Below are 15,401 nucleotides of genomic sequence, written 5' to 3'. Positions count from 1 at the left end.
TCTGAGCTTTAACCGATCACTCTATGCTGATCCATTATTTTATTGCAGTGTCATAGAGCGTTGCTGGGCCCAGGTCACGAATTATATGGGTACCTGCAGTTGCCTTAGTCTGACAGATCAAAATAGTGTGGTTGATGCTGAACAGATGTTTCGGATTGATCGAATTATTCAAGAAGACGTCCAATGTCCGCTGAGTGCATTAAATAGCATGCCTGAAAATCAAACAGGAAGGCATGGACTTGCGAATAGAATCTGCATCTACCCCAAAGGTTTTAAATGGTTTGATGGAGCACCTGTACGACGCTGAAAATTTATATCAGAGTCCTGCACTTGCTTGATGCTCTACATTGCGCAGATTATCCTTCTCATCAATTCTGTTTGCAAACGTCGAGCACCCAGATTTTAGCCGAGCGCATTTCCAATATTAAGGCCTCTAGCTCAGCATTGATTTTAGTATTTGGAGATTTTAATGGGCGTTTACTCTGACTACTTAATCCATCAATACCTTGCTCAGAATATCGTTTCCACCACTTGCGTAATGTTGGTCTAGAAATGCCACATCTCCGACAGACTAGGCCAGCATCATTGGTCTCTTCAAATAATTTAACCCATACGAGTCTTTGTTGAATTTCTCTGTTCATAGACACCAATTATATTGAAATGATGTCTATGAATCACACATTTAATGACTAGATTTCATTGGAGATTTTGGATGAGTTCAATTGCCACCACCTCTAAGATAAGTAAGCTTACTTTGTACTAGCTCAAACTAGGTACAGCTTAAATCCTTTTAGTACAGTTCCAGAAAATAACTAAATAAAGCTTCATTTCCCATAAGCTATCCATTGATAAAGAGATAGCTTGTAAATTTGAGATATATTTTCATATAGGATTTACTTCCTAGAAGCTATTCAGTATTCTTTTCACGTTTCATTTTGATCTGACTTGCTATGTTGGCTAATAAGTTTTTTAAGCTTATTCTCGTATCAGTCCTGTTTTTGTTTGCTATAACAACGACGGGGATTTATACGTGGGCGCCTGTAATAGCAAAAAATCTAGATCATCATCATGAACTGAGTATTTCTGTAGAAACAGAAGATTCTAGCCAATGGTCATTAGTTCATCATGATGAAGTTCTGAATACAGCAGATCAAGATAAAAAAAATCATAACTGGACAAGTTATGATGAACCCGCATTTCATCATTCAGTAAAACCAATTCAAGCTGATGATCATTTCTCAATTGATCCAGTCTTTTTCCTTAGTTTTGCTTTACCTTTAATCCTCTTATTTTTAGGTTTATTTGAACGCCCAATTCGTTCTTTTAAGCTTAGGAAAAGGATTCCCTTTCTTTGTAATACCTACGCATTTACCAAAACTCTCATTGTTCTAAGGGATTGATTTAACTATACAAAAATATTTTTCATTTTTTGTATAGGTATAGTCATGTCTAAAAAAAGTCAGGTAATTTTCGCCTGTGGCTTAGTCATCATTGCTCCTCAGTTATTAGCAGGAACAAATTATGCACAGTTACAGCAGCAAGCTATTGCAAATGATTCAGTTCTAAAAAGTTTGCAGCAATCTCAGCAAGCTTATGATGTAAATCAAAAATATGCTGGTCGGATGAACAATCCAACTTTCAATGTCGAATTGGATAATTTGGGTAATTCTAAGCTGAAAGATTTGGATGGCCCAACTGCATTCATGGGTTTGTCCCAAGAAATTCCGTTGAATAATAAACTCGCTTTGCGTAAGCAATTGGCAGGTTTGCAAGGAAATAATAACCAATTTGAGATTACTCAACGACAAGCAGAGTTAAAAGCTGATTTTCGAATCTGTATGTCTAATTGGTATGCAGCTGCTCAGCGAGCAGAAATTTATGCTGCAGAGAGCAAGCTGAGTGCAAGACAAGCAACAGTTCTAAATGAAAAGCTAAAGTATGGACGTGTGATTCCATCTGATGTTCAGCTTAATTCAGCTTTATCTGCTGAGTCCAAGTTACGTTATCAAAATGAGCTGAAAAAGGTTCAGTTTCAGAAAAATCTCTGTTCAAAATTTGCTTTTGATTTGCCAGCCAATGCTATAGATGTTCCTTTAACGATTAACTTCACTGACAAGGTTAGCTTATCTGAAAAGCAGGCTTTACTAAAAAAGCAGCAGGCAAAAACTCAATTTGAATTAGCAAGAAAAGAAGCGGTTCCTGATATCACGCTTGGCGTTGGTGTACGTAATTATCAAGAAACAGATGACAAAGTTTTTTTGGTTTCCACTTCTATTCCGCTTTCGATATTCAATCGCAACAGTGGAAATATTGCACTCGCTCAAGCACAGCAAACCAATGCTGAAACTCGTTCAGAATTAATCAATCGAAATTCAAAGATTGAATTGGATAACAAATCTATTGAGGTATCCAGTTTGATTGATGCAATCAAGCAATATGACCAATCTGTTTTACCTGCAACAAAAGAAAGTTTACGCATTGCAGAAATGGGTTATCAGGCAGGAAAAATTTCATTATTGGAATTTAATAGCATTAAACAAGTTTGGTTAGACAAACATCTCGCTCGATTTGATCTGTGGTTGGCTTTGCAAAATCAGATTGCAGAAGTTGAACGAAATTATGTAACGAATTTAGATCAAGAATAAGGGCAGAGAATATGAATAAACCAAAGAATACAGTAATTGCTACAGGCGTTATAGCTTTACTTGTCATGTTGTGTGCTCTGGCTTGGTATAAAACAGGAAACAAATCACAGACGTCTTCAGCACATGGTGAAGCTATCGAAGAAAAAGCTGCTGTCGCAGGTGATGAAAAAGGTCCACATGGTGGTCGCTTATATCGTGATGGAGACTTTTCGGCAGAGGTAAAAATTTTTGAAGAAGGTGTAGAGCCGCATTTACGTGTCTATGGCTACTACAAAGATCAGCCTTTAAAGCCGAGTGAGATTAACGCGAATATTTTTATTAAGCGTTTAGATGCTGAGCAAACCATTCGCTTCAAACCTGAAAGTGATTACTTGATTGGCGATGAAATTGTTTATGAACCGCATTCGTTCTTGATGGTGATAAATGTTGATTATCAAGGCAAGAAACACAGCTGGAAATGGGATACCAAAGAAGGCCGTGTAACGATGCTGGATAGCAGTATCAAAAGCAGCGGTTTAGAACTTCTTAAAGTTGAACCTATGACTTTTGAGAATGCGCTTGAGCTCAAAGGCGAGCTTAAATTTCCCGATAATTTTGAAAGTTTTATTACACCTAAAGCAAGCGGAACACTAATCAAAACTTATCGAACGATTGGTGATAAAGTCAGCCAAGGTGATCTGTTAGCGACTGTTCAAAGCCAAGATCTGATCCGTTTAAATGCTGACCGATCTATTGCTTTGGATAATTTGCAGTTTTCTCGCAAAAAAATGGAACAGGAACGCGCATTATTTCAAAAACGTGTATCGCCTGAAATTGACTATATCAATGCAAAACGTGAATACGATGATGCACAGACTCGTGCTAATGAGCTGAATAGCTTAATCAGCTCTTACGGTGGTTCAGGTAATGGAACGATTGAGGTAAGAGCAGCAATGTCGGGCACAGTTTTACAAGTGCTTGCTGCGGTTGGTTCAAATGTAACACCAGCTTCACCACTCTTTAAAATTGCCAATACTTCACAGTTGCTTGCAGTGGTCAATGTGCCGGCTGATAAGCTGAATGCAATTAATCCAAATGCAAAAGTAACCGTTAAACCTCAAGTACAGGAAAGTACGGAGGAAGCACTGGGTAAGATTAAATACATTAGTGATGTGATTGATCCGAAAACACGTACTGCTCAAGTCTTTATTGAAATTGCGAACCAATTTAAATGGCGTTCTGGTCAGCTTGTTACCGCACAAATATTTGAAAATCAAAGCACGAAAGCCATGGTTGTGCGTGAAGATGCATTACAAAACTTCCGTGATTGGGATGTGGTATTTATCCGTGTAGGAAATGACTTTGAAGCACGTCCTTTAGAACTAGGCGATAAATATAACGGTTTTGTTGAGGTGAAATCTGGTCTTAAAGCAGGTCAGGTGTATGCAGCAGGCAATTCCTATTTATTAAAAGCAGAGCTGGGTAAATCTGGCGCTACTCATGATCACTAAGGGGTAGCGACTATGTTTGATCAAATTGTTAAGCTCTCGATCAAGAATCGATGGCTTGTACTGATTGTCTTTCTGTTTATCGGTGCATTTGGCGTTTATAACTATTTTAAACTGCCGATTGATGCTGTACCTGACATTACCAATGTACAAGTCCAAATCAATAGTGAAGCGCAAGGCTTATCTCCAATGGAGATGGAGTCACAAGTGACCTATCCAATTGAAACGGCTTTGGCTGGTATTCCTAATCTGGAATACACACGTTCTGTATCGAGATATGGTTTATCTCAGGTTACGGCGATTTTCAAGGAAGGCACGGATATCTATTTTGCTCGACAACTTGTGAATGAAAAGTTGCAAGGAGTCACATCAACACTTCCGGGTGGCATATCGACTTCAATGGGACCTGTTTCAACAGGGCTTGGCGAAATCTTTATGTACACCGTTGAGAACGCAAAAGATAATCCAAACCCATTATCACCGACTGAATTAAGAACCTTGCAAGATTGGGTGATTAAACCACAGCTTCGAAATGTTGAAGGTGTGAATGAAATCAATACCATTGGCGGTTATTTAAAACAATTCGTGGTACAGCCGGATTATGCATATTTACGCAGCATTGGCTTAGATCAGCAGGATATCTTGGATGCTATTTCTAAAAATAGCATGAACAAAGGGTCTGGTTATATTGAGAAGAATGGTGAGCAGTATTTGATTCGCTCGGATTCTCAAATTAACTCAATTGAGCAAATTCAAAATATCCCGATTACGGCAAGTAGCGGTTACATTCTTCGATTGAAGGATGTGGCAAAAATATCAATTGGTCACGAGCTACGTACAGGTGCAGCAACTAAAGATGGGCAAGAAATTGTCCTAGGTACTGCATTTATGCTGATTGGTGAAAACTCGCGAAATGTTGCTCACGCAGTAGATCAAAAGTTACAAAAAGTCCAAGAGTCATTGCCAGACGGTGTTGAGGCGAAAGCCGTTTATAACCGTACAACTTTGGTTGATGCAACGATAGACACAGTAAAGAAAAACCTTCTTGAAGGTGCAATCCTCGTTATTGTTGTTCTCTTCTTATTCCTTGGACATTTCCGTGCAGCGCTCATCACTGCGATGGTGATTCCTTTATCTATGCTCATGACCATTACTGGCATGGTGAATCAACGAATAAGTGCAAACTTAATGAGTTTAGGGGCGCTAGATTTCGGGATCATTGTCGATGGTGCTGTCGTTATTGTTGAAGCTTCACTTGCAAAATTAGCGATGAAGCAAAAAGAGTTGGGTCGGATTCTGACGCGTAAAGAACGTTTTATTACCGTATTTGAAGCAACTAGAGAATCTCGAAAAGCGATTCTTTATGGTCAATTGATCATTATCTTAGTGTATCTGCCTGTCATGACGCTTACTGGTGTTGAAGGCAAGATGTTTACACCGATGGCAGCTACAGTTGTTATGGCTCTCGTGGCTGCAATGGTTCTTTCGATTACTTTTGTTCCTGCAATGGTGGCTTTGGTCACGACAGGCGAAATTAAGGAAGAGGAATCGAAGATTGTTCATTTCATTAAGAAAGTTTATAGCCCAATTTTAGATTGGTCTTTGAGTCATCGTTATAAGCTGATCGCGTTCGTAGCAATTTTCTTTGTATTCAGTGCGAGTCTTTCAACTCGTTTAGGTTCCGAATTTATTCCCTCATTAGATGAAGGTGATGTGGCATTACATGCACTTCGAATTCCTGGAACTTCTTTAACTCAAGCTGTTGAAATGCAGTATGCGCTTGAAAAAGAAATCGTCAAAATTCCTGAAGTGAAAACCATGTTTGCCAAAGTGGGGACAGCTGAAATTGCGACTGACCCAGTTCCACCAAACGTCGCTGATAATTTTGTGATATTGAAACCACGTAGCGAATGGCCGAATCCTGACAAGGAAAAATCAGCTATCGTTGCCGATATTGAACGTGTGGCAAAAGGCGTTTATGGCAACAACTATGAGTTCACTCAGCCGATTCAAATGCGTTTTAACGAACTGATTTCAGGTGTCCGTACAGATGTTGCAGTGAAGATTTATGGTGATGATTTAGATCAGTTGCTTGAATCTGCAAATGCTGCAGCGAAAATTTTAGAAGGTGTGAATGGAACAGCCGACTTAAAAGTTGAACAGATGAGTGGGCTTCCAATGGTCTCTGTTGAACTTAAAAAAGACATGATCGCCAACTACGGTCTTGATGCTGAAGATGTACAAAAGCAAGTATCCAGTCTGATTACGGGGCAAACAGCAGGTAAGGTTTTTGAGGGAGATCGTAAGTTCGATATTGTGGTTCGAATGGACCAAAACTCTGTTACGGATTTAGAAAAGCTTTATCAAGTTCCAGTGAATTTGCCTGATGGTTCAAGCGTACTTTTATCTGAACTGATCGAATTGAAAAATGTTCAGGGTCCAAACCAAATTTCACGTGAAAACGGTAAACGCCGAATTGTGATTACAGCGAACGTCCGTGGTACAGATATTGGTAGCTATATCGAAGAAGCACAGACTAAGTTGAATGCTGACTTTAAATTACCTGAAGGCTATTGGCTGACATGGGGCGGTACATTTGAACAAATGGAATCAGCTTCAAATCGTCTAATGATTGTTGTACCTCTCGCTTTGATCTTAATTTTTGCCATGATCTATATGGCATTAGGAAATGTCAGAAATAGCGTGCTGGTCTTTACGGGTGTGCCATTTGCCTTAACGGGCGGTGTGATTGCCTTAGCCTTACGTGATATCCCATTCTCTATCTCTGCAGCCGTTGGTTTTATTGCACTGTCGGGTGTAGCTGTACTGAATGGCTTAGTTCTAGTGTCTGCAATCCAGAGATTTAGAGATCAAGGTGAAGGACTACTCGAAGCTGTTAGACACGGTGCATTGGAACGACTTCGCCCAGTATTAATTACGGCTTTAGTGGCATCTTTAGGTTTCATCCCTATGGCATTGAATGTTGGGATTGGCTCTGAAGTGCAACGACCAATTGCGACTGTTGTGATTGGCGGAATCTTATCTTCGACCTTATTGACGTTGATTATTTTGCCTACGCTATACGTTTGGTTTAACCAAGGACGTAAAAAGCAATCAGATGATTTTTCTGAGCAGCAAGAAGCCTAGGTGAAACAATGATAGGCATAGTGAGAGATAGAAAGTTTAGAAATTTGATGATGTGGTTCGTCTGCATCATCAGTCTTGCACTATGCCTGCATTTTAATACGCACAATGCAGAGACTGCATACCAAGAACATGCGGTTTATGAGTTTGAAAGTGTACATTTTCATGATGTGCATCAAAAGCAAAACCATATTCATCATGATAATTTTCATGAGCATTTTGGTGAATATCAGTCTGGTCAATCGATGACTTTGTTATTTACTTTAGCCTTTATTTTGATCCTGGATAGAGTGAAAAATTATCTCTATCTCATGATCAGTCGTATTTTCAAACCTCCCAAAACATCGCTAGAAACTTTTCTTTTTAGTTAACTTTGGAGTTTGATTTACATGCAATTTATTTTTCCACAATGGGTGAGACTCAAGGCATTTTTAAAGTTATTGATTACTTTAAGTGCTGTTTTGATGAGTCCTGCACTTTTTGCCCATGGCGTGGCAGAAGGTGACAAAGGCTATATTCAAGAAATTTATGGGGTACACATCATTCCCTTTATTTACCTTGGTGCAAAGCACATGGTTACAGGTTATGACCATTTGCTGTTCCTCGTCGGGATTATCTTTTTCTTATATCGCATGAAAGATATTGGCTTATATGTCAGCCTTTTTGCGATTGGTCACTCTGTGACAATGCTGATTGGGGTGTATTACAACATTTCCATGAATGCATACATTATTGATGCAATTATTGGTTTTTCTATTGTTTATAAAGCTTTGGATAATTTAGGTGCATATCAGCGTTGGTTTGGTTTCCAGCCCAACACTAAAGCAGCGACGTTAATTTTTGGTCTGATTCATGGCTTCGGTTTAGCGGTAAAAATTCAAGAGTATGAAGTTTCGGCAGATGGTCTATTGGCAAACCTCATTGCATTTAATGTCGGGGTAGAGTTTGGTCAATTTATGGCTTTAGCGATGATTTTGCTGTTGATGACAATGTGGCGAAAAACGCCGTATTTCTTCAAAACAGCTTATCAAAGCAACGTTTTTTTAATGTTCCTTGGCTTTTTACTTGTGGGCTTTCAGCTTACTGGCTTCGTTACTCAATAAGGATTTTCAAATATGTACAACGCTCAAATTCCACAAGATGTTGAATTACCTTCTGCAAAGAAACTTGTTAAATCAACCATTATCGCTGCAGTGAGTGCTGCAGTTGTCTTAGTTACAGTTGTTATGCCAGCTGAATACAATATTGATCCTACTGGGGTTGGTAAAGTTCTAGGCTTAACAACGATGGGTGAAATTAAGCAATCTTTGGCTCAAGAGTCTGAAAATGGTATGGGAGAGGCAGTTTCAAACACGATATCGAGTGAAGCTGCAAGTGACCCTAATATTCAATCATCTATGCCAATTGGTGAAGCAGAAAAAATGCTAATGCCTGCAATTCAAAAGCAACAGATGACAGTTGAGTTGAAGCCCGGACAAGCCACTGAAATTAAGTTGGCGATGCCGGAAAGTGCTAGCGTGAATTTTAAATGGACAACATCAGGCGGTGGTCTAAATTATGACACGCATGGTGATCCAGTGAGCGCTCCTAAGGGCTTTTACCATGGTTATGGCAAAGGACGTAATGAAACTCAGCAAACAGGTACATTAACAGCAGCTTTTGATGGTAAACACGGCTGGTTCTGGCGTAATAGAACTGAAAGTCCTGTTTCAGTGACATTGGAAGTTGAAGGCCAATTCAGTGATATGAAGAAAGTCTTTTAAGCTTTAAAAAAATCTCCTTGGAATAAAATCCAAGGAGATTTTAATTGGCATTGATTTTTGAAATAAAAAATAGGTTCTAAAAGGGGGCCCAAAAATGCTAGAAGTTTTAAAAAATACAACGTATAGGCATTTGTTCTTAGCTCAAGTCATTGCGCTTATTGGAACTGGGCTGATTACGATTGCTTTGGCTTTACAGGCGTATGATATTGCTAAAGGGGAGGCTGCTCAGGTCTTAGGCATAGCATTGGCGATAAAGATGATTGCTTATATTGGGGTAGCACCTATTGCTTCAGCATTTGCAGAAAGGCTGCCACGTAAAAAAGTTTTAGTGGGGTTGGATATCATCCGTGCTTTAACTGCTTTATGCCTGCCTTTTGTGACCCAAATTTGGCAAATCTATATTCTAATTTTTATTCTGCAATCTGCATCAGCTGCATTCACACCTACTTTTCAGGCCATGATTCCTGATGTATTGCCTGAAGAAAAAGATTATACCAATGCCTTGTCTCTTTCTCGTTTGGCTTATGATTTAGAGAATATTATTAGCCCAATGTTGGCAGGATTTTTACTTGGATTTATAAGCTATCACAATCTATTTTTAGGCACAGTCATTGGCTTTATTGGTTCAGCACTTTTTGTTGTCAGTGCAAAATTGCCTGCTGCTAAAGTACCTGTATTTAAAGGGGTGTATTACAGAATAAAGCAGGGGACAAAAATTTATTTTAATACTCCGCGTTTAAAGGCACTCCTAGCGTTAAACCTTGCGATTGCGTCAGCCAGTGCTGTAGTGATTGTAAATACGGTTGTACTCGTTCAATCAACCTTTAAGCTAAATGAACATGCCTCCACTTGGGCCTTTGGCTTGTTTGGCTTAGGGTCTATGCTCTCGGCATTTATATTGCCTAATGTTCTGGATAAATTTAACGATCGAGCTGTGATGCTGAGCGGCACAGCTGTATTAGTCGTTGGCTTATTCAGTGGGTTTTTTATTAACTCATACAACGGACTATTAGTTTTATGGTTTGTCTTGGGAATAGGTTACTCAGTATCTCAAACACCTACAGGTCGGTTAATTCGTAAATCTGCATCTAGTGAAAATAGAACTTCATTATTTGCCGCGCAGTTCGCTTTTTCACACGCATGCTGGTTGATAGCTTACCCTTTAGTGGGTTGGCTGAGTACCAATTTTGGAACACTCTTTACATTTGTGCCTATGGCGGTCATTGCTCTAGTAGCAATGAGTATTGCCTTTATGATTTGGCCAAAACAAGATGAATCCGTAATCGTACATTCACATGATGATTTACCTGTGGATCATGAACATCTACTCAGTCACAACCATGATGGAAAGCATTCACATGACTATGTGATAGATGAAAACCATCAAAGATGGCCGAAATAAATGATGGCCTATGTTTTATTATTTTTAAGTGCCTTTGGTGCAGCAACACTATTGCCCCTGCAATCTGAGACAGTGTTAACAGGCTTTTTTCTGTTAGGTCGGCATTCTGAGCTGTTGCTCATACTTGTAGCAACAGTTGGGAATGTACTTGGTTCTTGTGTGAACTGGTGGTTGGGTATCAAGCTAGAAGTCTATAAAGACAAGCGTTGGTTTCCAGTATCAGAGAAGCATTTATTAAAGGCTCAAATCTTATATGCAAAGTATGGTTCACCCATGTTATTACTCAGTTGGGTGCCTGTGATTGGTGATCCAATTACGTTAGTCAGTGGAGTTTTAAAGGAAAAATTTACTACATTTATAATTTTGGTTTTCACGGCTAAATTTTTAAGATATATCGTTGTTTACATGATCTATTTAGAGGTTGCTTGAAATATATTCTAATAAAAAAAAGGAACTTGGTTATTCTATAATCTAAAAGTTTTATTCAACTCGGGGAAGATACAAAAATGAAAAAAATAGTTTTAGTTTGTGTGCTGGGAATGTTTGTAACTTATACAAATGCGCATTCGGGTGGTACAAATAAACAAGGTTGCCATACTAACAGCAAAACAGGTGATTACCACTGTCATTAAAGTCTACAAGAGGTCAAAAGACCTCTTTTTTATGAGTTGAAATAAAATAGTAATGTAATCATTAATGCAAAAGCCCCATACAAAGTATGAGGCTAACTTTAAAAATTAGTTTGTTAATACGGAGATTTCGGCAGTTGTATAGCCTCGCTCATAAAGGATACTGTGAATCGCATTTTTTATGCTTTGGCAGTTGGTTTTTTTAAACCTTTTAAAAAGTTCAAAGTCACAGTGATGACTTAAATTGAACTTTATTTCGAGCGCTTTTGAATCTGGAGTTGAATAAAGAGAAGTTAAAAACTTACGTATTCGGGGTCGCATATAAACTATTAAGCAATAAAGATGTACTCATCATATCAAGTCTATAAAAATTGAAAAGAGATTTTTTATCATGTCATTTTATTGATAGCGGCTGAGTAATGCTAAAAACTCTTTTAACTCTTCTTTATTAATCGCATCTTTATCTTTGATTACATGCTCTTTTAGATGTGCTTCAATCAATTGATTCATTAATCCATTCACAGCACCACGGACTGCAGCGACCTGTTGCAGTACTTCTATGCATGATTTGTTAGGGTCGGCCAAACTCTGCTCAACGGCGTTGATTTGTCCTTGAATACGCTTAACCCGATTTAAAATTTTTTTGTCTTGATGCAAATGAGACATAGCATTTCTGTCCAAACTAAATATACTGTAGGGGAGTATTATTGATGGCATAAAAAAATGCAATATCTAAGTAATGTTAAAAGCAACCATACGCATCAATTCGATGAAGGAAATCCGCTAGCGCAGAAGAAAATTTTAATTGCGACAATCCTGACGGGCGTCATGATGGTCTTTGAAATTTTTGGAGGTTGGTTCTTTAATTCGATGGCTTTACTTGCAGATGGCTGGCACATGAGTTCACATATGCTGGCATTGGGCTTAGCATATTTCGCATACCGAATGGCACGTAAATATTCACAAGATCAGCGATTCTGTTTTGGTACATGGAAGATAGAAATTTTAGCTGGATACTCTAGTGCGATCTTACTCATGGTTGTGGCATTGTTTATGGGAATACAATCGGTGGAGCGCCTATTTAATCCCGTCAATATTCACTATAACGAAGCAATATCAATTGCAGTGATTGGTCTTGCTGTGAACTTTATTTGTGCTTGGTTACTACACGATAGTGGGCATCATCACCATCATCACCATCATCACCACGAACATGATCACCATCATGATCATGGACACCATCACCATGATGAAGATGGGCATCATGAACATGATTTAAACCAGAAAGCGGCTTTCTTACATGTCGTTGCAGATGCTGTGACTTCTGTATTAGCGATCATTGCATTATTTGCAGGTAAATTTTTTGGCTGGGATTTCTTAGATGCAGTTTTGGGTATTGTAGGTGCATTTCTAGTCGCACATTGGTCTTGGGGGCTTATTCGCGAGACAGGCAAAACTTTACTGGATGCTGAAATGGAACATCCAGTTGTTCAAGAAATTCAGGAAGTCATTGATGACTTAGATAGCCGAATCGTAATTACTGATATTCATGTATGGAAGGTAGGTAAAGGTAAGTTTTCTTGTATCTTGTCACTAGATGTAAGCAGTTTAAATATCACGGCAGATGAAGTCAGAAAAGCCTTATCTATTCATGAGGAAATTGTGCACGTTTCAGTAGAAATTAATACAAGTTCTAGACTCCAAGCTGCAGTATAAAAATAGATAAAAAGGAGCAGCTCATTTGAGCTGCTCTTTTTTTATATGCTTAGTTTAATGATAAGCCCTAAAATTGCAGCAGCACCGATGACTCTTAATACACTTTGATTGAATTTAAAGAGAGCAATACAAGCGAGTATGGTTATTACTGCAGCTATGTAGTCAAATTGCCCCTCAAACCCTTTTGGCCATAGTACATGGTAAGCAAAGAAGAGGGCCAAATTAAGAATTACGCCGACAACGGCTGCGGTAATTGCTGTCAGTGGTGCAGTAAATTTGATTTGATTGTGAGTGGATTCGATTACGGGTGCTCCACCGAGAATAAACACAAACGAAAATAGGAAGGTGAACCAAGTAACAATTGTTGCTCCAAAAGCACCAGCTAAAAACTTATGTTCAGGCCCTAATAGGTCAAGGTTGTACCCGCCCATAAACCCAACGAAAGCAACGACCATAATGAGTGGGCCGGGTGTGCTTTCACCCAACGCTAAACCATCGATCATTTGGGTTGGTTTAAGCCACTCATAGAAGTTAACAGCACCTTGATATACATAAGGTAAAACCGCATAAGCTCCACCAAATGTCATTAAGGCTGCTTTAGTGAAAAACCAAGCCATTTGTGTATAAGCGTGAGACCAGCCATAAGCTACTGTCAGTAATGCTATAGGGAGACACCACAAAATAATTGCAACAACCAGCAATTTAATCAAGCGAGACCATTTGAAAATGGCATGTTCAGGTGTGGGCGTATCATCATCAATAATTGCTTTCCCGTAGTCTTTGAGACTTGATGCGTGAACATTGCTAGTGAATAATTTTGGGTCAAATTTACTTAAGAGATAACCACTTAAAGCAGCCAGCAGCACAATAAGGGGGAACGGAACATTAAAGGCAAAAATGAGAATAAATGCGGCACATGCAATAGCATACATATATTTATTCTTCAGTGACTTACTGCCAATACGATAGGTTGCATGAAAGACGATAGCGGTGACAGCAGGTTTAATGCCATAAAAAAGCCCTGCAATGACAGGTACATTTCCAAATTTTGCATAGACCCATGAAAGACCGATGAGAATAAAAAGGGAAGGTAAAATGAAAAATAGCCCAGCAATTAAGCCACCCTTGGTTTTGTGCATCAACCAGCCAATATAGGTTGCTAATTGTTGTGCTTCAGGACCCGGAAGCAGCATGCAGTAATTGAGTGCATGCATAAATCGCTTTTCAGAGATCCATTTTTTTTGTTCTACCAATTCTTGGTGCATGACAGAAATTTGGCCTGCAGGCCCGCCAAAACTGATAAATCCGAGTTTAAGCCAAAATAGTATTGCTTCTTTAAAGCTGATCTCTGGATTGGGCTCGAAATCGTTTTCTTGTAATTGACTCATGTATTCTCACCTTTAAAATTCGTATATAGACCATCAAAAATGTGATTGGATAATTCCACTAACTGTTGATCAGCATGAATACTGGTTCTAAGTCCTTGTAATATTTTTTCTAACCCAAGTGCTTCAGGTGGCTCATTTCCTCCAATATCTAGGTAATGCACAATTTCAGCGATTTTCAGAAGTGATTTATCGGCTAAACTAAAGCTGTGTAAAAGTACTTCGAATGAAATAAGCTCACCAACATGGGTAAACGTTGCACCGTCAAAATCAAAACCATAAGCATCTGCTGGACAATCTTTAATATCTTGTAGCCAAATAAAAGTAGGGTCTTTATCAATAAATTTTTGAATGAGCCACGTACAAGCTAAACGATCCACCCAAGGTCGTTTTCGCGTAGCCCAAGTTTTAGATTGGAAGTCATGAAGATTAAGAGAAGGTAGATCACTATTTATAGAAGAGGGCTCATTTGATTCCCCTAGGTGATGAATTTTAAGTTCGAGTTTTGATATCGCGTTTAAGGCTGTGTTTTGTAATTCATTAGGAAAGAAATCAATATCGATGAGAGATGAAAGTTGCTTTCTTAATTTTCTAATGCTTTTTAAATGTTCATTTTTTTGCTCAACATTCAGTGAACTCTCTATTTCATTCAGTTGTAGCAAAAATTCAGAGTATTCACTTTTTCTATTAAATAGTTGAATTAAGTCTAAATTATTGTTGCTAACGGAATCGAATAGATAGGCAATGCCATCGGCACTTTGATGCTCGTCAATAATGGGGTCAAAGCGCTGCTTTTGTTCATTAGGTAGCACATAGACACCATCACGCAGAGTTGCTGCGCCACAGCTTTTGATGGAACGCCAAATTCTCATTCGAGCAGAAGAGTTTTGTGTGGAAAGGCTAGAAATGAGGATGCTTATATTCATGTTATAAACTCTACAAATTTTGTATATTTTATAACAAATAAATTTGACGTGATAATTTTTATACTTAATTAGTTATTCAGGGAATCTGATATATTGTTTGCTGATATACGTAAGGATCATCCCTTTCAATCACTGAATCTAAGAAATTTTCGGGTATTGTACAGATCTATTTTGCGGTAGTTTTTACGGTAAATGTAGAACAAGAATTGATGAAATTTATTAAAAATCAGTGTCTTGGATTGTGTCTATTGTGCGCGCTGAGCGCTACGAGAAGCGGACTGAAAAGTTGAGAGAATCCTACCGT

14 protein-coding genes and 2 pseudogenes are annotated in these 15,401 nt (G+C 38.6%); 12 read left to right on the top strand and 4 right to left on the bottom strand.

Features of this window, described 5'->3' with window-relative positions; translation table 11 throughout:
- A pseudogene (locus CDA10_RS16245) lies at positions 1 to 307 on the top strand (hypothetical protein); the annotation flags it as partial.
- A 56-nt stretch (positions 308 to 363) separates the two neighbouring features.
- Here CDA10_RS16245 and CDA10_RS16240 read toward each other — a convergent pair.
- Positions 364 to 641 (bottom strand): annotated as a pseudogene (locus CDA10_RS16240) (helix-turn-helix domain-containing protein); the annotation flags it as partial.
- Between the two features lie 309 nt (positions 642 to 950).
- Between CDA10_RS16240 and CDA10_RS16235 the strand changes: the two are divergent.
- The 10 genes from CDA10_RS16235 (at position 951) to CDA10_RS16190 (ending at position 11,073) form a co-directional block, all read left to right on the top strand.
- Positions 951 to 1,400, top strand: a complete 450-nt coding sequence (locus tag CDA10_RS16235) for a hypothetical protein (RefSeq protein ID WP_004723226.1) — start codon at positions 951 to 953, stop codon at positions 1,398 to 1,400.
- Positions 1,401 to 1,445: 45 nt separating this feature from the next.
- Positions 1,446 to 2,645 carry a TolC family protein gene (locus tag CDA10_RS16230; RefSeq protein ID WP_004644605.1) on the top strand — a complete coding sequence of 400 codons (1,200 nt, stop codon included), beginning with the start codon at positions 1,446 to 1,448 and terminating at the stop codon, positions 2,643 to 2,645.
- Positions 2,646 to 2,656: 11 nt separating this feature from the next.
- Positions 2,657 to 4,135: an efflux RND transporter periplasmic adaptor subunit gene (locus CDA10_RS16225; RefSeq protein ID WP_089606590.1), complete on the top strand. Its 1,479-nt coding sequence runs from the start codon at positions 2,657 to 2,659 to the stop codon at positions 4,133 to 4,135.
- A 12-nt stretch (positions 4,136 to 4,147) separates the two neighbouring features.
- A complete protein-coding gene (locus CDA10_RS16220; protein ID WP_004723223.1) occupies positions 4,148 to 7,279 on the top strand; it encodes an efflux RND transporter permease subunit in 3,132 nt (1,043 codons plus the stop codon).
- A gap of 8 nt (positions 7,280 to 7,287) precedes the next feature.
- A complete protein-coding gene (locus CDA10_RS16215; RefSeq protein WP_004644602.1) occupies positions 7,288 to 7,647 on the top strand; it encodes a hypothetical protein in 360 nt (119 codons plus the stop codon).
- Between the two features lie 18 nt (positions 7,648 to 7,665).
- On the top strand, positions 7,666 to 8,379 hold the full coding sequence (locus CDA10_RS16210) for a HupE/UreJ family protein (protein WP_004723221.1): 714 nt from the start codon (positions 7,666 to 7,668) through the stop codon (positions 8,377 to 8,379).
- Between the two features lie 12 nt (positions 8,380 to 8,391).
- Positions 8,392 to 9,039, top strand: coding sequence for a hypothetical protein (locus tag CDA10_RS16205; RefSeq protein WP_002123386.1), 648 nt, complete (start codon positions 8,392 to 8,394; stop codon positions 9,037 to 9,039).
- 94 nt (positions 9,040 to 9,133) lie between these two features.
- Positions 9,134 to 10,441, top strand: coding sequence for an MFS transporter (locus tag CDA10_RS16200; RefSeq protein WP_004723218.1), 1,308 nt, complete (start codon positions 9,134 to 9,136; stop codon positions 10,439 to 10,441).
- On the top strand, positions 10,442 to 10,870 hold the full coding sequence (locus CDA10_RS16195) for a YqaA family protein (RefSeq protein WP_004723216.1): 429 nt from the start codon (positions 10,442 to 10,444) through the stop codon (positions 10,868 to 10,870).
- A gap of 77 nt (positions 10,871 to 10,947) precedes the next feature.
- On the top strand, positions 10,948 to 11,073 hold the full coding sequence (locus tag CDA10_RS16190; RefSeq protein ID WP_004644597.1) for a YHYH domain-containing protein: 126 nt from the start codon (positions 10,948 to 10,950) through the stop codon (positions 11,071 to 11,073).
- Positions 11,074 to 11,469: 396 nt separating this feature from the next.
- Here CDA10_RS16190 and CDA10_RS16185 read toward each other — a convergent pair whose 3' ends face one another.
- Entirely contained in the window at positions 11,470 to 11,736 is a 267-nt protein-coding gene (locus tag CDA10_RS16185) for a metal/formaldehyde-sensitive transcriptional repressor (RefSeq protein ID WP_004644596.1), read from the bottom strand.
- A gap of 57 nt (positions 11,737 to 11,793) precedes the next feature.
- Between CDA10_RS16185 and dmeF the strand changes: the two genes are divergently transcribed.
- On the top strand, positions 11,794 to 12,786 hold the full coding sequence (gene dmeF / locus CDA10_RS16180) for a CDF family Co(II)/Ni(II) efflux transporter DmeF (protein ID WP_004723214.1): 993 nt from the start codon (positions 11,794 to 11,796) through the stop codon (positions 12,784 to 12,786).
- Positions 12,787 to 12,827: 41 nt separating this feature from the next.
- On the opposite strand, the gene chrA is transcribed toward dmeF, so the two are convergent.
- Entirely contained in the window at positions 12,828 to 14,174 is a 1,347-nt protein-coding gene (gene chrA / locus CDA10_RS16175; RefSeq protein ID WP_004723211.1) for a chromate efflux transporter, read from the bottom strand.
- Entirely contained in the window at positions 14,171 to 15,097 is a 927-nt protein-coding gene (locus CDA10_RS16170; protein WP_004723210.1) for a chromate resistance protein ChrB domain-containing protein, read from the bottom strand. Before CDA10_RS16170 ends, chrA begins: the two co-directional genes overlap by 4 nt.
- Positions 15,098 to 15,401 lie beyond the last annotated feature (304 nt).

Origin of the sequence: Acinetobacter piscicola, from assembly GCF_002233755.1 — a bacterium.
Lineage (GTDB): Bacteria > Pseudomonadota > Gammaproteobacteria > Pseudomonadales > Moraxellaceae > Acinetobacter > Acinetobacter piscicola.
The sequence above is the reverse complement of the archived record's forward strand: the minus strand, read 5'-3'. Positions and strand labels throughout refer to the sequence as shown.